Origin of the sequence: Polynucleobacter sp. MWH-Spelu-300-X4 (assembly GCF_018687515.1) — a bacterium.
Lineage (GTDB): Bacteria > Pseudomonadota > Gammaproteobacteria > Burkholderiales > Burkholderiaceae > Polynucleobacter.
On record NZ_CP061294.1, the window covers coordinates 1540042 to 1560824 of the forward strand.

The 20783-nt window shown below is 42.2% G+C and carries 18 protein-coding genes; 9 read left to right on the plus strand and 9 right to left on the minus strand.

Translation table 11 applies throughout. From position 1 onward, the window contains the following. Positions 1 to 9: 9 nt before the first annotated feature. Both ubiA and recG read right to left on the minus strand, forming a co-directional pair. Positions 10 to 855 (minus strand): 4-hydroxybenzoate octaprenyltransferase, encoded by an 846-nt coding sequence (gene ubiA / locus ICV01_RS07810; protein ID WP_371817478.1) that lies wholly within the window; start codon positions 853 to 855, stop codon positions 10 to 12. Positions 856 to 870: 15 nt separating this feature from the next. Continuing rightward, positions 871 to 2955, minus strand: coding sequence for an ATP-dependent DNA helicase RecG (gene recG, locus ICV01_RS07815; protein WP_256440729.1), 2085 nt, complete (start codon positions 2953 to 2955; stop codon positions 871 to 873). 17 nt (positions 2956 to 2972) lie between these two features. Here recG and queA point away from each other — a divergent pair, with 17 nt between their 5' ends. From queA to secF, 5 genes are read left to right on the plus strand one after another with little or no spacing between them, the layout of a single operon-like run. After that, positions 2973 to 4013, plus strand: coding sequence for a tRNA preQ1(34) S-adenosylmethionine ribosyltransferase-isomerase QueA (queA, locus tag ICV01_RS07820; RefSeq protein ID WP_215287207.1), 1041 nt, complete (start codon positions 2973 to 2975; stop codon positions 4011 to 4013). Beyond that, positions 4010 to 5164, plus strand: a complete 1155-nt coding sequence (tgt, locus tag ICV01_RS07825; protein ID WP_215287209.1) for a tRNA guanosine(34) transglycosylase Tgt — start codon at positions 4010 to 4012, stop codon at positions 5162 to 5164. Before queA ends, tgt begins: the two co-directional genes overlap by 4 nt. A 29-nt stretch (positions 5165 to 5193) precedes the next feature. After that, positions 5194 to 5514: a preprotein translocase subunit YajC gene (gene yajC / locus ICV01_RS07830; RefSeq protein ID WP_215287211.1), complete on the plus strand. Its 321-nt coding sequence runs from the start codon at positions 5194 to 5196 to the stop codon at positions 5512 to 5514. A gap of 11 nt (positions 5515 to 5525) precedes the next feature. After that, a complete protein-coding gene (gene secD / locus ICV01_RS07835; protein WP_215287212.1) occupies positions 5526 to 7382 on the plus strand; it encodes a protein translocase subunit SecD in 1857 nt (618 codons plus the stop codon). A gap of 14 nt (positions 7383 to 7396) precedes the next feature. After that, entirely contained in the window at positions 7397 to 8374 is a 978-nt protein-coding gene (gene secF, locus ICV01_RS07840) for a protein translocase subunit SecF (protein ID WP_215287214.1), read from the plus strand. A gap of 97 nt (positions 8375 to 8471) precedes the next feature. On the opposite strand, the gene ICV01_RS07845 is transcribed toward secF, so the two are convergent. The 3 genes from ICV01_RS07845 to mnmA form a co-directional block, all read right to left on the minus strand. Next, entirely contained in the window at positions 8472 to 9812 is a 1341-nt protein-coding gene (locus tag ICV01_RS07845) for a 3-deoxy-D-manno-octulosonic acid transferase (protein WP_251369340.1), read from the minus strand. After that, a complete protein-coding gene (gene purB, locus ICV01_RS07850; protein ID WP_215287215.1) occupies positions 9809 to 11188 on the minus strand; it encodes an adenylosuccinate lyase in 1380 nt (459 codons plus the stop codon). Before purB ends, ICV01_RS07845 begins: the two co-directional genes overlap by 4 nt. A gap of 89 nt (positions 11189 to 11277) precedes the next feature. Next, positions 11278 to 12402, minus strand: coding sequence for a tRNA 2-thiouridine(34) synthase MnmA (gene mnmA / locus ICV01_RS07855; RefSeq protein ID WP_256440695.1), 1125 nt, complete (start codon positions 12400 to 12402; stop codon positions 11278 to 11280). 146 nt (positions 12403 to 12548) lie between these two features. On the opposite strand from mnmA, the gene ICV01_RS07860 reads away from it, so the two are divergent. The 3 genes from ICV01_RS07860 to ICV01_RS07870 are packed head-to-tail and all read left to right on the plus strand — an operon-like array spanning position 12549 to position 15453. Beyond that, a complete protein-coding gene (locus tag ICV01_RS07860; protein ID WP_215287216.1) occupies positions 12549 to 13682 on the plus strand; it encodes a Re/Si-specific NAD(P)(+) transhydrogenase subunit alpha in 1134 nt (377 codons plus the stop codon). Positions 13683 to 13699: 17 nt separating this feature from the next. Further along, on the plus strand, positions 13700 to 14011 hold the full coding sequence (locus tag ICV01_RS07865) for an NAD(P) transhydrogenase subunit alpha (RefSeq protein WP_215287217.1): 312 nt from the start codon (positions 13700 to 13702) through the stop codon (positions 14009 to 14011). Further along, entirely contained in the window at positions 14008 to 15453 is a 1446-nt protein-coding gene (locus tag ICV01_RS07870; RefSeq protein ID WP_215287218.1) for an NAD(P)(+) transhydrogenase (Re/Si-specific) subunit beta, read from the plus strand. Before ICV01_RS07865 ends, ICV01_RS07870 begins: the two co-directional genes overlap by 4 nt. A gap of 129 nt (positions 15454 to 15582) precedes the next feature. On the opposite strand, the gene ICV01_RS07875 is transcribed toward ICV01_RS07870, so the two are convergent. From ICV01_RS07875 to groES, 4 genes are all read right to left on the minus strand, one after another. Beyond that, the gene (locus ICV01_RS07875) at positions 15583 to 15864 is read right to left on the minus strand and encodes an HU family DNA-binding protein (RefSeq protein WP_215287219.1); all 282 of its coding nucleotides are present in this window, start codon (positions 15862 to 15864) and stop codon (positions 15583 to 15585) included. Between the two features lie 74 nt (positions 15865 to 15938). Beyond that, a complete protein-coding gene (locus ICV01_RS07880; RefSeq protein WP_215287220.1) occupies positions 15939 to 17246 on the minus strand; it encodes an autotransporter outer membrane beta-barrel domain-containing protein in 1308 nt (435 codons plus the stop codon). 448 nt (positions 17247 to 17694) lie between these two features. Then, positions 17695 to 19341 carry a chaperonin GroEL gene (gene groL / locus ICV01_RS07885; RefSeq protein WP_215287221.1) on the minus strand — a complete coding sequence of 549 codons (1647 nt, stop codon included), beginning with the start codon at positions 19339 to 19341 and terminating at the stop codon, positions 17695 to 17697. Positions 19342 to 19370: 29 nt separating this feature from the next. Further along, positions 19371 to 19661 (minus strand): co-chaperone GroES, encoded by a 291-nt coding sequence (gene groES / locus ICV01_RS07890; RefSeq protein ID WP_215287223.1) that lies wholly within the window; start codon positions 19659 to 19661, stop codon positions 19371 to 19373. Between the two features lie 282 nt (positions 19662 to 19943). On the opposite strand from groES, the gene ICV01_RS07895 reads away from it, so the two are divergent. Then, positions 19944 to 20780: a hypothetical protein gene (locus ICV01_RS07895; protein ID WP_215287225.1), complete on the plus strand. Its 837-nt coding sequence runs from the start codon at positions 19944 to 19946 to the stop codon at positions 20778 to 20780. Positions 20781 to 20783 lie beyond the last annotated feature (3 nt).

Genomic DNA, 20783 nt, shown 5'->3' on the forward strand with positions numbered 1-20783 from the left:
CAGTCTTTATTAGGAAACTGCGATCGCTATAAATAAGCAAGCTCCCAACCAATTATTTTGCTTAAAAGCTTGGAAGCATTTAGCTCGATCGCGCGTTTTCACCAACCGATAATAATGCGTAACTAAAACAAGGCCCAAACTCCAGAAAACCCAAAAAGCGCTTGAGAAATTTAACCGAATAGCCAAATAAGCAAAGCCGCTAAATAGCAACAAATAGCACAACATAATTGCTAAAACTTCATATCTACCAAAAGTAATAGCAGAAGTTTTCATACCTAATTTCAGATCATCATTTTTATCAACCATGGCATAGGCTGTGTCATAAGCAATTGCCCAAGCGATGTTGGCAAAAAATAATACCCAAGAATATCCAGGGATTTCATTTTGAACTGCCGCAAAAGACATGGGTATACCGAATGAAAACGCAACGCCTAGAACTGCCTGGGGAATTGAAAAAAATCTTTTTGAGAATGGGTAAATAATGGCAACAAACAATGCCGGCACTGATAATAATTTCGTATAAGTATTTAACGGTGTAATTAATAAAAAAGCTAAGGCAGCTAAAACTCCTGCAACAGCAAGAGCCTCCCACGACTTAATTCTGCCGGAAGTAACAGGCCTTTCCTTGGTTCTTTCGACATGTAAATCAAAACCCCTATCGGCATAATCATTGATAGCGCAACCCGCACTTCTCATCAAGAATGTGCCAATAACAAAAATAGAAAAATATAAAAAGCTCGGATGGCGATCGGTAGCGAGCCACAAACCCCACAAGGTTGGCCATAAGACCAATAGGGTTCCAACAGGTTTATCAAATCGAATAAGAGATAAATAAGCAGCTATTTTTGTACGTATCATAGGTAGAGCATATCAAGCTTTTATGTAATCAATCTTATGGCCCAACCAACGATTTAAATGTTTAACCACCAAATCGGGATGTTGCGCCAACAATCTAGCTGATAAATCTTTGGTTTTTTCAATCAAACCATGTTCTTGTTGCAAATCCACAAAACGTAACATGGTGTCGCCCGATTGTTTGGCGCCCAATAATTCTCCAGGCCCACGCAGCGCTAAATCTTTCTCAGCGATTAAAAATCCATCCTGAATCTCTTTCACATTTTGCAATCTTTCTTTAGCAGCCATCGATAATTCATGCCCGTATAAAAGAATACAAACTGATTGGGCTGAACCTCGACCAACTCGCCCTCTCAATTGGTGTAGCTGAGAGTAACCAAAGCGTTCAGCATGCTCAATAATCATCAATGAGGCATTAGGCACATCAACACCAACCTCTATCACGGTTGTTGCCACTAGGACTTTTATATCCCCAGATACAAAAGCTTGCATCACTGCATTTTTCTCATCCGACTTTAATCGGCCATGCACTAAACCAACTTTAATATTAGGCAAAGCTTGTTGGAGCGCTTGATGCGTATCAACAGCGGTCTGTAGCTGTAGAACCTCAGACTCTTCAATTAACGGACAAACCCAATACACTTGAGTACCCTTATCAACTTCATGCATCAAACCAGCCACCACCTCATCACGCCGCTCACTTTTAACTAATTTTGTGATCACAGGCGTACGACCAGGAGGCAACTCATCAATAACAGACACTTCCAAATCAGCATAAAACGTCATCGCTAATGTTCTAGGTATAGGTGTGGCAGACATCATTAATTGATGGCAATCAATTTCAACATCATCAATTTTTTGCTGAAGCTGGAGACGTTGCTTAACACCAAAACGATGTTGCTCATCAACAATAACCAGCCCTAATTTGGAGAACTCAACACCGTCTTGTATAAGCGCATGAGTGCCAACAATTAACTGCCCCTCACCACTCGCCATCAGAGCTTGAGCCTCACGTTTTTCCTTAGCTTTTAAAGAGCCTGTTAACCACACAATTTGAATGCCTAATGGCTCTAACCAGGCTTTTAATTTTCTATAGTGCTGCTCAGCCAAGATTTCTGTTGGAGCCATGATGGCCGCCTGATAGCCATGATCAATACAGTGCATAGCCGCTAAAGCAGCCACAATCGTTTTGCCACTACCCACATCCCCCTGCAGCAAACGGTTCATTGGATAAGGATTTGATAAATCCCCCATAATTTCCTGCCAAACACGAACTTGAGCAGACGTTAGTTGAAAAGGTAGATGAGATAAAAATTGACTCAAGATGCCATTAGGTCTTGGCTGCGGGTCCATTTGTACAGCACGTCTACTTAGACGTTTAGCTCTAGCCTGCTGTAAAGACAATTGCTGCGCTAACAGTTCCTCTATCTGGATTCTGCGCCAAGTGGGGTGCGTCCGATTTTGAATAGACTCCATGTCATCCGTTTTGCTTGGATGATGCAAAGTTGTAATAGCACTCAACAAAGTAGGCAATGATTGATTCGGGAATATCTGATCAACCAAACTCTTAGGAAGAATTTCAGCCAACTGCGCTGTTAAATCAGGATCCTTTAAAGCGTTACTTATCGCTTTACGAATAGCTAGCTGACTCACACCAGCAATTGTTGAATAAATAGGCGTTAAAGTATTAGGTAAAGGCGCATCAGGCGCTACGGCTCTAACAGTGGGATGCACCATCTCAGGACCATAATAGCCTTCACGGACATCACCCCTCACCCTTAGATGCTGCCCAACAGCCATCTGCTTTTGTTGACTAGGGTAAAAATTTAGCCACCTCAGAAATAGCTCATTACCAGCATCATCGGCAATCACCACCAAAAGCTGTCTACGTGGCCTAAACATGACATCTTGACGAATAACGTAACCCTGAACTTGAGCAGTTACCGCGCCAAATGCATGAATTACCTCTCCAATAGTTGATAATTTAGTCTCATCTTCATATCGAATAGGCAGGTGCAATGCGCAATCCAATGAGGAACGCAAACCTAACTTTTCAAGAGGAGTTGAACTGGATTTACTAACCATGTTTAGAATCTTAATGTTCCCATGGTATCGCGATGCGCCTTTCTGACTTTAATTACAACTTACCGCCTGAGCTAATTGCCCAGCACCCCTTGTCCAACAGGACTTCTAGCCGACTTTTAGAAGTTGGTAAAGATGCCCATGGCCAACTTTTGCTTAACGATAAACGATTTACGGATGTCATTGAGTTAATTCAACCAAATGATTTGTTGGTATTTAATGACACAAAGGTCATCCCAGCTCGTCTTTTCGGCAAAAAAGAGACAGGCGGTTCCGTTGAGGTGCTTTTAGAACGTGTCACAGGCGTTGATACTGCGCTAACTCAAATCCGAGCATCCAAATCACCTAAGGCCGGCACCAAGCTACTGATGGGTAGTTTGGAAGATCCTTTTGAGATTGAAGTTTTAGGTAGAAGTGAAGATTCCCAAAATCCTTTTTTTGAAGTGAAGTTTCCTGGACCTTGCATTCCATTACTAGAAAAACATGGTCAATTACCGCTCCCTCCCTACATTACGCACACGCCAGACGAAGAAGATCAGAAGCGCTATCAAACTGTTTTAGCCAAAAATCCCGGCGCAGTGGCAGCACCAACGGCAGGCCTACATTTCGATGAAAAAACACTAGAACTACTGGCCCAAAAAGGAGTGCAACACACCACACTCACGTTACATGTGGGCGCAGGCACTTTTAGCCCCGTTAGAACTGAAAATTTATCAGAACACAAAATGCATAGCGAGTGGTTCTCTATTCCTGGTGAAACTCAAAAATTAATCCAACAAACAAAAGAACGTGGGGGCAAAATCATAGCCGTTGGCACAACTAGCCTAAGGGCGTTGGAGTCATCAGCAGCACTAAACCTCCAGGAAGGTGAGACCAGACTATTTATCACCCCTGGGTATGAATTCAAAGTGGTTGACTGTCTCATTACCAACTTTCATCTACCCTGCTCCACTCTACTCATGCTAGTTAGCGCTTTTGCTGGATATGAATCCATTAGAAAAGCTTATGATCACGCTATCAATCAACAATATCGCTTTTTCAGTTACGGCGATGCCATGTTTTTAAGTCGTCTATGAAACCTTTAAGTTTTGAATTAATCAAAAAAGATCCTCGTACTCATGCAAGACGAGGCCGAGTGAACTTGCCTCATGGCGCTGTTGAAACTCCTATATTTATGCCAGTTGGCACCTATGGCACCGTTAAAGGCATGACGCCTCGCGACCTAGAAGAGGCGCAAGCTCAAATTATTCTTGGCAACACCTTTCATTTATGGCTTAGACCAGGGCTAGATGTCATCAATAAACATCATGGCTTGCATGACTTTATGGGCTGGAAAAAGCCAATCTTGACAGACTCTGGTGGGTTTCAAGTATTTAGCTTAGGGGCTTTGCGGAAAATCACGGAAGAAGGTGTTGCTTTCGCTTCGCCAGTCAACGGCGACAAACTGTTTATGTCTCCAGAAATTTCTATGGAAATTCAGGCGACACTTAATAGTGATATCGCTATGCAGTTTGATGAATGCACCCCTTATGAAGTCAATGGTGTAGCTACTGATGAGAAAACCGTTCGAGAATCACTAGAACTATCTCTTCGCTGGGGTGCGCGATCACATCAACGATTTAAAGAGCTTGAAACTGGCAATGCTTTATTCGGCATTGTTCAAGGCGGCATGTATGAGCATTTACGAGAAGTCTCTTTAGCTGGCGTTGCAGAACAAGGTTTTGACGGTATTGCCATTGGCGGACTCTCTGTTGGCGAGCCAAAACCTGAATTTGAGCGTATTTTGGCCCATATAGGACCCCAATTACCCCCAGAAAAGCCTCACTATTTAATGGGGGTTGGTACGCCAGAAGACCTCATTCTTGGCGTTAGCCAAGGTATTGACATGTTTGACTGTGTCATGCCAACTAGAAATGCCCGCAATGGCTGGTTATTCACTAGATTTGGGGATTTAAAGCTTAGAAATGCAGGGTTTAAGGAAGATACGCGTCCGCTCGACCCTACCTGTACCTGCTATACCTGCCGGAACTTCTCCCGCGCCTATTTGCACCATCTCCAAAAGGCTAATGAAATACTGGGATCTCAACTCAATACCATTCATAACATTCATTACTACCTAAATCTCATGAAAGAGGTACGGGAAGCATTAGATCAAGACTTATTCCCTGAATTTGTTAAAGAATTCCATAAAAACAGATCCGTTGGCGTGATGGATGCCACAGGGTAAAATCCTCCTTTCTAATTGGAGGAAACAAAATGTTTATTAGCAACGCTTACGCACAAGCCGCTGGAGCCGAAGGCGGTGGAATTATGGGCTTTTTGCCACTTATTTTAATGTTTGTGGTTTTGTACTTCGTCATGATTCGCCCGCAAATGAAACGTCAAAAAGAAGTGAAGAACATGTTAGACGCATTAGCAGTTGGCGATGAAGTTGTAACAGTTGGCGGATTAATGGGTAAAGTTACCTCTATCAAAGATCAATATCTTTCTGTGGAACTATTGCCAGGTACTGAAGTCAAAATGCAAAGAAACGCTGTGACTGCAGTATTGCCAAAAGGCACGATCAAAGCTATTTAAGAAAGTTACGTATGAACCGTTACCCGCTGTGGAAGTACCTTGTTATCGTCGTGGCACTTTTAATTGGCGCCATCTACACGCTCCCAAATTTTTTTGGGGAAGCGCCAGCTGTACAAATATCAGCGGGTAAAGCAACGGTTAAAGTTGATTTAGCCACTCAAGATAGAGTGGCTCAAATTTTGGCTGATGCCAATATTGAGAGTAAAGGCATTCAATTTGAGCGAGCTGGCAGCAATGGCACCATCAAAATTAGATTAACTAATACGGATAATCAGCTCAAAGCTAAAGATGTACTTCAAAAATCTTTAAACCCTGACAGCAATGACCCAACCTATGTTGTTGCTCTCAACTTAATCTCCAATACCCCAGCATGGCTTAACTCAATGGGTGCCATGCCGATGTATTTAGGCCTAGATTTACGTGGCGGCGTACATTTCTTATTACAAGTAGATATGCGTGGCGCGCTACAAAAGAAACTTGAAAGCTTAACGAGTGATACAAGAACGCAATTAAGAGAAAAATCTCTGCGTCACATGGGTATCGAGCGTCAAAACGATCAAATCGTCATCAAATTTTCAAACCAAGACGATGCCGCTGCAGCGAGATTATTGCTCAACAAAAATCTCGCTGATTTAGATTTCAATGTTGAAAGAGCTGCTGATGGCTTTAAGGTTATTGGTAAATTTAAGCAAAACGCAATTAAAGAAGTTCAAGAAAACGCTGTAAAGCAAAACATCACTACATTACATAACCGCGTCAATGAACTAGGCGTTGCCGAACCAGTAATTCAACAACAGGGTCAAGACCGCATCATTGTTCAATTACCTGGCGTACAAGATACAGCTCGCGCAAAAGATATTATCGGCCGCACAGCAACACTTGAATCACGCTTAGCGGACCCAGTTAAAACATATTTACTTTCCGGAGAGACTCCACCCCCTGGCGCCGATATTTATAGAACAGGTGATGGCAGACAAGTTGTTTTTAAACGTTCTGTTATTTTCAGTGGTGACCGTATCACCAGCGCTTCAGCAGGATTTGACTCCAACCAACGTCCATCTGTGAACATCACACTAGACTCCGCTGGCGGCAGAGTGATGCAAGAAGTTACTCGTGAAAACATTGGCAAACCAATGGGTATGATTCTTTTTGAAAAAGGTCGTGGCGAAGTATTAACTGTTGCAACCATCCAAAGTGAATTTGGCTCTAAATTCCAAATCACAGGCCAGCCAAGTACTGAAAGCGCGAATGACTTAGCTCTATTACTCAGAGCTGGATCGCTAGCCGCCCCAATGGAAATTATTGAAGAACGTACGATTGGCCCAAGCCTTGGTGCAGATAACATTGCTAAAGGTTTCAACTCTGTTATTTACGGCTTCTGTGCCATTGCTATTTTCATGATGGCCTACTACCTATTGTTTGGCTTCTTCTCGGTCATCGCATTGGCAGTTAATCTGTTCTTATTGGTTGCAATTCTGTCTATGCTACAAGCAACCTTAACCTTGCCTGGCATTGCCGCTATGGCACTTGCTCTAGGTATGGCAATTGACTCTAACGTTCTAATTAATGAGCGTATTCGTGAAGAACTTAGAAATGGTGCAAGCCCACAAGCAGCAATTGCGGCTGGCTTCGAAAGAGCTTGGGGCACGATTCTTGACTCCAATATCACCACGCTTATCGCAGGCGTTGCCTTATTAGCATTTGGTTCAGGCCCAGTTAGAGGTTTTGCGGTCGTTCATAGTTTAGGCATTCTTACTTCGATGTTCTCTGCGGTATTTTTTGCTAGAGGTGTTGCAAACCTTTGGTATGGCCGTCAGAAGAAATTACAAAAACTATCTATTGGCCAAGTTTGGCGCCCAACTGAATAAAAGGATTCAAGACCATGGAATTTTTCCGCATCCGTCGTGACATTCCGTTTATGCGCCATGCTTTGGCGCTGAATATTGTCTCCGCATTAACTTTTGTTGCAGCTGTTTTCTTCTTAGCTTTTAAAGGCTTGCACCTATCCGTTGAATTTACAGGCGGCACGGTTATGGAGGTCAGCTACTCTCAAGCAGCACCACTAGACTCTATTCGCTCAGACCTATCAAAACTTGGCTATCAGGATATTCAAGTACAAAACTTTGGCAGCTCTAAAGATGTACTTGTACGTTTACCTATTCAAAAAGATGCTACAGGCACCATCATCTCTTCCGCTCAACAAAGCGAACAAGTACTAAACACACTTAAAGCATCTAATGCAGATGTTTCTTTAAAGCGCGTTGAATTTATTGGCCCACAAGTAGGTAAAGAACTAGCTACTGATGGCCTTCTCGCCCTTCTCTTTGTAGTATTAGGTATTGTTATTTACCTATCCGTTCGATTTGAATGGAAATTCGCTCTAGCCGGCATCATCGCTAACTTACATGACGTGGTTATTATTCTAGGATTCTTCGCCTTCTTCCAATGGGAATTTTCATTATCAGTACTAGCGGCGGTATTAGCAGTGCTTGGTTATTCAGTTAACGAATCAGTGGTTATCTTTGACCGTATTCGCGAAAACTTCCGTAAGTATAGAAAAATGGATACCGTTGCCATTATTGATAACGCGATCACAAGTACAACTAGCCGTACCATCATCACTCACGGCAGCACACAAATGATGGTTTTAGCCATGTTGTTATTTGGCGGTCCAACGCTTTACTATTTCTCTCTTGCTCTGACTATTGGTATTTTGTTTGGTATTTACTCTTCAGTTTTCGTTGCCGCAGCTCTTGCGATGTGGTTTGGCGTAAAACGTGAAGATTTACTCAAAGCTGAGGTTAAACAAGTGACCCCTACTGATAAACCTGAGGACCCCAACTTTGGAGCACAGGTATAAATAACATGCTCATTTAAGATTGATAACAGACCAATCTACGAATTGAATCAATAAAAAAGCCCCTTTACGGGGCTTTTTTATTACTTGCATCTCAGTATTAGTATTGATGCACAACATCCATAATTTTTCCCGTAGCCCCCATGTGCTGCCCAGAAAAATCAATGGCATTTGCACTCATCTTTTCACGTAACTGCTTATCGGATAGAAGCAACGCCATCGCTTTTGAAAGCTCATCTACATTTGCAACACGAATGGCTGCATGAGCATCAATGACATCTTGGCTAGCTTGTTGGAAATTGAATGTATGCTCACCCAAAATAGCCGGACAACCTAAACTACAAGCCTCAATGAAATTCTGACCACCCAAGGGAAGCAAGCTACCTCCCATCACAACCAAGTCAGACAATGCGTAATAAAAACTCATTTCCCCCATGGAGTCACCAAGAATGATGGCATTTTTATTTAATGCATCAGCAAAAGACAACTCATCTGCCAACTGAGATTTTCTGGCTACCAAAGATGCGTTACTTTGTAATAGTTGATGAACTTCATCAAATCTTTGGGGATGTCTTGGCACAATAATTAGACGTGCCGTTTTAGCTAAGTCAGGATGGGCTTTCATTAAAGATGCCCATGCTGCGATAACAATCTCTTCTTCCCCGTCACGCGTGCTAGCCGCACAAACAATCTGCATCTCTGCTGATAAATTTTTTCTTAAATTAACAGCTTCATCAATTTGCGAAAAATTAGGTGCGACATCAAACTTTAAATTACCAGTCACGGTTACATGGTTAAGACCTAAAGATTCATAGCGTTTAGCGTCAATGGATGTCTGAGCCAAGATTTGATTAAAAGATTGATAAATATCTTTTGCAATAGAACCAAATTTCAAAGTTTTTCTAGCGCTACGCTCTGATAATCTCGCATTAACCAATAACAAAGGTACATGTGCTTTAACCGCTGTGCGCAATAAAACAGGCCAAATCTCCGTTTCCATAACGAGGCCTAATGTGGGTTTAAATTTTCTTAAAAATGCGCCTACCGCCCAAGAAACATCGTAAGGTAAATACGCCTGTTGCAGTTGACCAGCGGCAATCGCTTTAGAAAAAATTTCTAAACCAGTCTGTCTACCCGTAGGTGTCATGTGAGTTAACAGAACTTGATATCCGTCAGACAATAAAGCTTGTACGAGTGGCGCAGATGCTCTAGTTTCACCAACAGAAACTGCATGAACCCAAACCAGCTTGTTAGAGCCCACCCGCTTCTTATAACAACCCAAGCGTTCTAATATGTTTTGGCGGTACCCACATTGGGTACGCCCCTTCCAATACAAACGCAACAGCACCACTGGCAGCAAAAGATGCCAAAAAAACTCATAGAGCCCTAAAGTTACGCGCGTTAACAAACGCGGCGGAGATCTATGGTTTTTTACTGTCACTTCTTAAGACGTTCCGTTAAAGCAATCGCCTTACCTAGATATGTAGAAGGCGTCATTTCTAACAAAGATTTTTTTGCATGCTCAGGAATATCCAAACCTTGAATGAATGTCTTAAGACCTTCAGGCGTAATACCTTTACCGCGAGTCAACTCTTTTAACTGCTCATAAGGATTAGGCACACCAAAACGACGCATCACCGTTTGAACTGGCTCAGCTAACACTTCCCAGCAATTATCCAAATCTTCCGCCAAACGAGCAGGATTGGTTTCCAACTTACCTAAACCACGCAATGCGCTGTCATAAGCCAATAAGCTATGGCCTAAAGCGGTACCTAAATTACGCAAAACAGTTGAATCTGTTAAATCGCGCTGCCAACGTGAAACCGGCAACTTCTCTGATAAATGCTTTAGTAATGCATTGGCAATACCTAAATTACCTTCGGAGTTTTCAAAATCGATAGGGTTCACTTTATGAGGCATCGTTGAAGAACCAATCTCGCCAGCTTTAGTTTTTTGCTTAAAGTAACCAACTGAAATATAACCCCAGATATCTCGGTTCATATCTAACAAAATCGTATTAGCTCTAGCAATGGCATCGAACAACTCAGCCATATAGTCATGTGGCTCAATTTGAATTGTGTAGGGATTGAACTCAAGACCCAAGCGTTTCTCAATCACTTCTTTAGAGAAGGCTTCCCAATCTACATCTGGATAGGCTGATAGATGGGCGTTGTAGTTACCAACCGCACCATTCATTTTTCCTAAGAAAGATACTTTTTCAATATTGGCAATCGCTCGCTCTAAGCGCATCGCGATATTAGCCATCTCTTTACCCAAGGTAGTTGGAGATGCTGGCTGACCATGCGTACGAGACAACATAGGTATAGATGCATTTGCAAGGGCTATTGCTTTTAGTGCGGCCAATACTTCTCTTAGTTTAGGCAAAATAACTTCTTGGCGGGCACCTTTTAGCATCAAGCCATGAGATGTGTTGTTGATATCTTCAGAAGTGCATGCAAAGTGAATAAACTCACTGGCTTTTTCTAATTCAGCATGACCAGCTACTTTTTCTTTCATCCAGTATTCAACAGCTTTAACGTCATGATTCGTCACAGCTTCAATCGCTTTAATACGCTCTGCATCCGCATCTGAAAAATTCTCAACCAATGCTAGAAGCACTTTTTCGGCTGCCTGGCTAAAACTTGGGAAATCTGGCAATTTAGCTTGAGACAATGCAATCAACCAATTAACCTCTACACGTACACGCTGTCTCATAAAAGCTGCTTCTGAAAGCCATGGGCGTAAAGCATCGGTTTTAGAGGCGTAGCGCCCGTCTAATGGGGAAAGCGCACTTAAAGTAGAGAGTTGAGTAGTCACAGCTAAATCCTAAAAAATCACTTAAAACATGATTTTAGTCGTTCTCTAGACTTTCCCTGAAATTACTGTTTTTTCTTGAAAATCATCACTTAAGATGTGATGATGCCACCGCCTAAACAACGGTCACCATCATAAAGAACCGCCGATTGGCCAGGTGTTACCGCCCACTGAGATTCTTCAAAGTGCAATGAGAAATTTTGCTCATCAACGCTAACCAACTGACACGGAGCATCAGTCTGTCTGTAACGGGCTTTAGCTGAATAGTTACCTATTTTAGGTAAGCCGTCAAAAGTCCAACTCATCTGAGATGCTTCAAGCACTGGGTTCAACAGCCAAGGGTGATCATGGCCCTGCACAATGTAAAGCGTATTGTTAGCCATGTCTTTTTTCGCCACAAACCATGGCTCACCATTACCATCTTTACTGCCACCCACGCCAATACCCTTGCGCTGTCCTAGCGTATAGAAAGCCAAACCAACATGTTCGCCAACAATTTTTCCATCCTCTGTTTTGATGGGGCCTGCTTTGGTAGGTAAATAGCGATTTAAGAATTCACGGAAAGGTCTTTCACCAATAAAACAAATGCCGGTAGAGTCCTTTTTAGCTGCATTGGGTAAACCAATTGCTTGGGCAATCTCCCGAACGAGGCTTTTTCTAATACCCCCCAAAGGGAAAATAACATGTTGTAACTGCGCTTGGCTTAATCGATACAGGAAGTAACTTTGATCTTTTGTTTCATCAATTGCTTTTAGCAAATGAACTTCATTGCCAACTCGAGCTGTTTTTGCATAATGCCCTGTAGCGATCGCTTCAGCTCCCAAACTCATCGCATGGTCTAAGAAAGCCTTAAATTTAATTTCCGCATTACATAAAACATCAGGATTAGGGGTTCGTCCGGCAGAGTATTCACGCAAAAACTCTGCAAACACGCGATCTTTGTACTCTGCGGCAAAGTTAACGGCTTCAACATCAATGCCAATTAAATCCGCCACAGAAACAACATCCAACCAATCTTGGCGAGATGAGCAATATTCACTATTGTCGTCATCTTCCCAATTCTTCATAAATAGGCCAATGACCTTATATCCCTGCTGCTTCAATATCCAAGCAGCTACTGAAGAATCAACCCCTCCAGACATACCAATAACCACCGTTGCGGGCGGTAAAACAGGCGCAGCCTCTAAAAAACTGGTGTCAATGGCAGGAAAATTCATAAATCTGATAAAAACAATCTAATTAATACAGTCACTTAGATGTCTTTTATAGGCAAAAAAATATCTAAAAATGGGGTTTACTAGGGTTAGAAAAATCTCGGAATTATAGTAATCTTAATCCTTTACAAAATAACTGGGAGAAACCCATGCGCATTGGCGTGCCGTTAGAGATAAAGCCTAATGAAACGCGTGTGGCTGCAACACCAGAAACTGTGAAGAAATTCATCAGCCAAGGTCATACAGTCATCGTTCAAAGTAATGCAGGTACCGCAAGCAGTCAACCAGACTCTGCCTATGAAGCCGTAGGCGCGACGATTGGTTCTGCAGCAGATGCATTAGGTGCTGAAATTGTTTTAAAAGTGAGAGCTCCTGAAGCTAATGAGTTAGCTCAAATGCAAAACAATGCTGTTTTGCTAGGCATGCTCGATCCTTTTGATAGTGCTAACAATGCCGCCATGGCTGCAAAAGGTATTACAGCTTTTGCGATGGAAGCTGCACCACGTACGACACGTGCGCAAAGCATGGACGTTTTGTCATCACAAGCCAATATTGCTGGCTATAAAGCTGTGATGGTTGCTGCTAATGAATATCAACGCTTTATGCCTATGTTGATGACAGCTGCTGGTACCGTTAAGGCAGCTCGCGTATTAATTCTTGGTGCGGGTGTGGCTGGCTTGCAAGCGATTGCTACAGCGAAGCGTCTAGGCGCCGTTATCGAGGCATCTGATGTGCGTCCTGCCGCTAAAGAACAAATTGAGTCTTTAGGCGCGAAATTTGTTGATGTGCCTTTCGAAACAGATGAAGAGCGTGAAATCGCTCAAGGCGTAGGCGGCTATGCACGCCCAATGCCAGCTTCATGGATGCAAAGACAAGCAGCGTTAGTTGCTGAACGTGCTAAACAAGCTGATATCGTTATTACGACTGCGTTAATTCCAGGTCGCAAAGCTCCAACGCTTTTGCATACCGAAACTGTTCAACAAATGAAACCTGGCTCAGTGGTAGTTGACTTGGCTGCAGGCAAAGGTGAAAACGGTGCCGGTAACTGTCCATTAACAGAGGCAGATAAGGTTGTTACTAAGCATGGCGTTACTTTAATTGGTTACACCAATTTAGCCAGCATGGTAGCGGCAGATGCCTCAGCACTCTATGCGCGCAACTTAATGGACTTCATGAAACTCATCATTGATAAAGAAGCCAAACTAGTTATTCCAGCAGATGATGACATCGTGACAGCATGTTTAATGTGCCAAAACGGTCAAGTTCTTCGTCAGAACGCATAAGGCTAAAAGGAAAAATTATGGAAATTAGTCACACTATTTACAACCTGATTATTTTTGTTCTAGCCATTTATGTTGGTTATCACGTGGTTTGGAACGTTACTCCAGCACTCCACACACCATTGATGGCTGTAACCAATGCTATTTCCGCCATCATCATTGTTGGCGCGATGTTGGCTGCCGCCTTAACGGAAGGTGAATTAGGTAAATCAATGGGTACGATTGCAGTTGCTCTAGCAGCAGTAAACGTTTTCGGCGGATTCTTGGTAACAAGACGGATGCTGGAGATGTTTAAGAAAAAAGATAAAAAAGCTAAAGGAGAAACAGCATGAGCTTAAATCTCGTTACTCTTTTATACCTTGTAGCTTCTATCTGTTTTATTCAAGCTCTAAAAGGTTTATCTCACCCAACCACGTCTATCAAAGGTAATCTATTTGGTATGACAGGTATGGCAATTGCGATTGCCACTACGGTAGGCTTGATTGTGATGTTAGCGCAAGAAAGCGCAACCAATGGCTTAACGTATGTTCTTGCAGGTCTTGTTATTGGCGGCGGCGCTGGTGCCATTATGGCCAAGCGCGTTGAAATGACAAAAATGCCTGAACTAGTTGCCTTCATGCACAGCATGATTGGTTTGGCTGCTGTTTGTATCGCAGTTGCTGCTGTCGCAGAACCTCATGCATTTAATATCGCTCCAAAAGGTTCACCAATTCCATTTGGCAACAGACTAGAACTATTTATCGGTACGTTTGTTGGCGCGATTACATTCTCAGGCTCTGTCATTGCCTTCGGAAAACTATCTGGCAAATATAAGTTCAGATTATTCCAAGGTGCGCCAGTAACATTCCCTGGTCAGCATTTATTAAATCTTGCGCTAGCGATTGTGATGGTTGGCAGCGGCGTGATGTTTGCGATTGCTCCAGGTGCAGAACCAGCATGGAACTATTTTGTTGTGATGACTGTTGTCGCGTTCATCTTGGGCGTATTGATCATCATTCCAATTGGTGGCGCTGATATGCCAGTAGTTGTGTCTATGCTGAACTCATACTCTGGTTGGGCTGCAGCCGGTATCGGTTTCTCATTAAACAACTCTATGTTGATTGTTGCGGGTTCACTAGTAGGTTCTTCTGGTGCAATTCTTTCTTACATCATGTGTAAAGCGATGAACCGTTCATTCTTTAACGTGATTCTTGGTGGTTTTGGTGGTGATGCAGGATCTGCAGGCGCTGCTGGCTCACAAGAACAACGTAATGTGAAATCTGGTTCAGCTGATGACGCGGCATTCTTAATGACCAATGCTGAGACTGTCATCATCGTTCCTGGTTACGGTCTTGCAGTTGCACGCGCACAACATGCCCTAAAAGAGTTAACTGAGAAATTAACTCATGCTGGTGTCACAGTTAAATATGCAATTCACCCAGTGGCAGGCCGTATGCCTGGTCACATGAACGTATTGTTGGCTGAAGCTGAAGTGCCTTATGACCAAGTATTTGAGATGGAAGATATCAACAGTGAGTTCGGTCAAGCGGACGTTGTGTTGATTCTTGGTGCGAACGACGTTGTTAACCCTGCAGCAAGAACTCCTGGCAGCCCAATTTTCGGCATGCCAATTCTAGAAGCATACAAAGCGAAGACTGTGATCGTTAATAAACGTTCTATGGCTTCTGGTTATGCTGGTCTAGATAATGAGTTGTTCTATATGGACAAGACCATGATGGTCTTCGGTGACGCTAAGAAAGTTATTGAAGACATGGTGAAAGCTGTTGAAGTTTAAGTTTTTATCAGTAGAAACAAAAAGTTAGGAAGGCGAAAGGGTAACCTGTCCCAATCCTGTCCCAATCAAGAAATAAAAAACCACCGCGAGGTGGTTTTTTATTGTCTATAACTAATTAAAGATTAGTTATTACTTGCGCTTGTTAACAGCGTCTTTGAATGCTTTACCAGCTGTGAACTTAACAGTTTTAGCAGCAGCAATTTTGATAGCTTCGCCAGTTTTTGGGTTACGACCAACACGTGCCGCACGCTTACCTGAACCAAATGTACCGAAACCGATCAATTGAACTTTGTCACCCTTAGTAACAGCTTTGATGATTGACTCAATAGATGCATTTAATGCACGCTCTGCTGATGCTTTAGAAATGTCCGCACCTTCTGCAATTTTTTCTACTAATTCTGCTTTATTCATAACTTCTCCTTAATTAAATTTACTTACTACATTTAAGGCCACCTCATGGTGGCCTCATAGAACATCAAACTAGATTAGAAACCAACTGTGTAAGTTGCCAAAACAGATGTTGAAGATGTTGACTCAAATGCTTCTTGTCTTACTGTCGCATTAACACCAAGTCTTTGTGTCTTATCGAGGTCATAGTAAACACCAGCAGAAACTACCGGGCGAGTCTTTTGTGGATTAGCATTAAATACTGTTGCATTTGAGCCAGCAGAGTACTGACTATTATTTGTATTTAAGTCTTGCTCAACTCCAGCAGAAACTACAGCAAAAGTTTGTGGATCAATCTTACCTGTGAACTTAACACCAGCAAGAGCTGCTGTTGTTTCTTGACGAAGTGTGTCATAGGTTAAAGGACTTGAACCGCCCTCTACATAACTACCACGCTTTAATGAAGTGTATTTCACGCCAACATAAGGAGCAGCAATCCAGTCGCCATCGATTGCAATACCGTAGCTAGATACTGTTTGAAGACCTCTTGATTGAACCTTTGAAGAGCCTTCGTTTGTTGAAGTGCGAGTTACTGTAACGTCTTTATCACCATAACCAGCAGATACCTTCACTTCATAGCCTAAGCCATCGTTACGCTCAGACCAAACACCAAATGCGCCAAATAAAGGCTGGCTATTGCTTAACTTAATGCCATCAACATTCTTTACAGATAAGTTTTGGTCAACCCAAGCACCTAAACGAATGTTCTTGTCATATTTATAAGAACCAATCAACAAACCTGATGTAGTAGTAGTTTCTGGTGAGTTAGTTACTGAATAACGACCACCTGTTGATAAGCAGACACCTTCTTTATCAAAGACATTACAGTCATAAGACAAACCAGCATTCAAAGCAGCTGACTGAACGTTGTATACAGAGCGAAGTGCGTAGGCGTTAGGGGTTAGGTCAACTGATGATGAGGAGTTAATATTTGACGTAGAGCATGCATCAGCTGCATCACATAGAATAATATTTGATAATGTAGGAGCGCCACTACCAGGATTGAAACTAAAACTATTAAATGCGGATGAAGCAGTGAATGCCCATGTATTTGAACCTACTGAAACTGATTGGTTCGTAGTCCATCCAGCAACCATGAATGCCATTGATCCATTCATATTAAACATGAAAACACTAGCACCCTGAGCAACAGCTGCACTACTATTAAATGATAGTAAGTAAGAGCCTCCAGAAGGAACTGTACTAGTTGTAGATAAGTATGTATTGTTATTCGTAGGGAACGAATATCCTGTAGCACTTGAATAATATGTAGCCGCAACTACTTGAACAGTAAACATACTTCCAGCTACTAAAGCTGAAGCCAAAGCAATATTCTTTAATTTCATAGTTTTCTTATTTGTTAGGTTATTGAAAGTGTTGTTAGCTTTTAGGCTAAATTTTTAACAGGTGCGATTTTCTACTATTTAATATAAGGAATCTGACACTTTCTGACGGAGCTCTTATTAGGTATATTGCTGTTATTAAATGAAAATTATTATTAGTCTTTCTCTATGAATATTAAAAAGCGCCTTTCCTTAGCTCAAATTAAACGGCAGGCTCTTCTCGTCGCAGGTATACCTCCTAGCGGTTACGGCAAAAAGAAAGCGACGAGCGTTATGAGCAATAGGAAGAAAAAATTAAATACCCGAAAGCAAAAACATAAATCTATTTCGTTTGATTAGTTTTTTGTTTTTTAGGTTTTTATCTTTTAGATTTTTATTTCTTAGATTTTGGTTTTTATTGGCATAAAAAAGGCGCTCTGTTGAGCGCCTTTTTTGTGAGCTGGGGGCTCAATTACATCATGCCGCCCATACCACCCATGCCACCCATACCGCCCATATCAGGCATTGCAGGAGCATCATCTTTTGGTGTTTCAACAACAGCGCAATCAGTTGTTAACAACAAGCCAGCAACTGAAGCAGCGTTTACCAAAGCTGTTTTAGTTACTTTAGCTGGGTCGATAACACCCATTTCCACCATGTCGCCGTACTCACCAGTTGCAGCGTTATAACCATAGTTAGCTTTACCAGCTGCTACGTTATTAACTACCACACTAGCTTCGTCACCAGCGTTAGAAACGATGATACGTAATGGCTCTTCCATTGCGCGTAGAACAATGCTGATACCAGCGTTTTGATCAGCGTTATCGCCTTTCAAACCAATGATAGCTTGCTTAGCACGTACAAGAGCTACGCCACCGCCAGGAACAATACCTTCTTCTACCGCAGCGCGAGTTGCATGCAACGCGTCATCAACACGTGCTTTTTTCTCTTTCATTTCAACTTCAGTGGCTGCACCAACGCGAAGAACAGCAACACCGCCAGCCAATTTAGCTACGCGCTCTTGTAGTTTTTCACGATCGTAGTCGCTAGTTGCTTCTTCGATTTGAGCACGAATCTGTTTAACACGTGCTTCAATGTTTTTAGCATCGCCAGTACCGTCGATAATGGTTGTGTTTTCTTTACCAATCTCAACACGCTTAGCTTGACCCAACTCTTGTAGAGTTACTTTTTCAAGTGTCAAACCAACTTCTTCAGCAATCACTTGACCACCAGTCAAGATAGCGATGTCTTCAAGCATAGCTTTACGACGATCACCGAAACCTGGCGCCTTAACAGCACAAGTCTTCAAGATGCCGCGGATGTTGTTAACCACTAAAGTTGCAAGTGCTTCACCTTCGATATCTTCAGCGATGATCAACAATGGGCGACCAGACTTAGCAACTTGCTCCAATACTGGTAACAAATCACGGATATTGCTGATCTTCTTGTCGAACAACAAGATGAATGGGTTTTCTAAAATAGCAACTTGCTTTTCTGGGTTGCTGATGAAATATGGAGATAGGTAACCACGATCAAACTGCATACCTTCCACAACATCCAACTCATCCGCTAAAGACTTACCATCTTCAACAGTAATAACACCTTCTTTACCCACTTTTTCCATAGCTTCAGCAATACGCTCGCCGATGCTGTAATCGCTGTTAGCAGAAATAGAACCCACTTGAGCGATTTCTTTAGTAGTTGTGCAAGGCTTGCTGATCTTTTTGATCTCTTCGATTGCAGCAGCAACCGCTTTGTCGATACCGCGCTTCAAATCCATTGGATTGTGGCCAGCAACAACAAATTTCATACCTTCACGAACAATTGATTGAGCCAATACAGTTGCAGTTGTTGTACCGTCACCAGCGTTATCAGCTGTCTTAGACGCAACTTCCTTAACCATTTGCGCACCCATGTTTTGTAGCTTGTCTTTAAGCTCAATTTCTTTAGCAACAGACACACCGTCTTTTGTTACTAATGGGCCACCGAATGAACGCTCCAATACAACGTTACGACCTTTAGGTCCTAGAGTTACTTTAACTGCGTTAGCTAAAACGTTAACGCCTTCAACCATGCGCGTACGCGCGCTATCACCAAAAAATACATCTTTTGCTGCCATTTGAATTCCTTTCGATGTTTCTTTTTAAATTACTTCTGAACAACAGCCATGATGTCTTCTTCACGCATTACTAGAAGCTCATTGCCATCAACTTTGACTGTTTGACCAGCGTATTTACCAAACAAAACACGATCGCCTACTTTTACGTCCATAGGGATTGTTTTGCCTGAGTCATCTTTCTTACCTGTACCAACTGCAAGAATTTCACCTTGATCAGGTTTTTCAGCTGCAGTTTCAGGGATAACAAGACCTGACGCTGTTTTTGTTTCGTTATCCAAACGCTTAATGATCACGCGATCATGCAAAGGGCGTAGATTCATATTGACTCCTTCAATAAGTTAGTAAGTATTCACTAGTTAGTTAGGAAATTTAACTAATTATAATTTCCATAAATAGTTTTCACTATTTATTAGCACTCTAACTGGTTGAGTGCTAATTATAAGGATGGCTCCTAGGTATTTCAAGAGTCAGGCAGCCAGTTTCCTTAAATAAAGAGCCTAAGCAATGCCTGTATTAACCATCTGGTAATGCTTAGAGACCCCGCCAAAGAGTTAACAATCCTTGGATTTTTTATAACCAATTGTTTTTAATAGAGATTATTAATGAAACCTAAATCACGTTTGTATGCTTTAGTTAGAAATTGGACCAATAAGCCTATCCAAGTAGTTAAGGAGGCTCCTCAAAATAATCTGAAAATTAACTCTTCGGTTGGCGAACCGGAAATCAAAGATTGGCTAGCTAACCAAGAGCTTAGCTATCAAGCCATCCTTTCGATCAAAGATCTGAAACTACATTCAGTCATCCTCAAAGAATTGAATGAATGCCAAGAGGAAGATGTCATTCGTCTATTTAGGCAAGGTATTAGCGCTGCGAATTATTGGCAAAGCTCAGCCAAGCCCGTTTCAATTGTGCTTCCCATGAAAACTGCATGGCTATGCAGTAAACATATCTTAAATAGCATTCAAAATGCTCTACTCAATTGCCATTTACCTATTGGCCTTATTAATGTCGCCTTAATAGATAGGCCGACTCAAGCAGAAGAGCCTTTGCTTCAAGAAGCTCTTATCAAATTACAGCGCATTGGCATCTTGCTTCATTTGCAAAATTTTGAAGCGGATGAGTATGACTGCCTACTGCTGCAACAACACTCATTTACCGCCATCTATATCTCTAGCCAATTAATTCGATTAGCAGTGCCAGGGAGTGAATGCGAGAAAAAATTGGCGAAAATATTAAGCATCGCGAAGAAAAATCATTACGTATGCATCGCCGGCCCACTAAAACTATTACACGATAGTTCGGTAGTTTTAAAACACGGCTTTGATGCACAGTATGGGCCGATTGTGATGCCAACAATGACGCTACATCAAATACTCAAGCTCAATGGCAATGCGATTCAGAAAGCAGCGATTCGCTCCCACCTAAATGATCACGAGTAATTA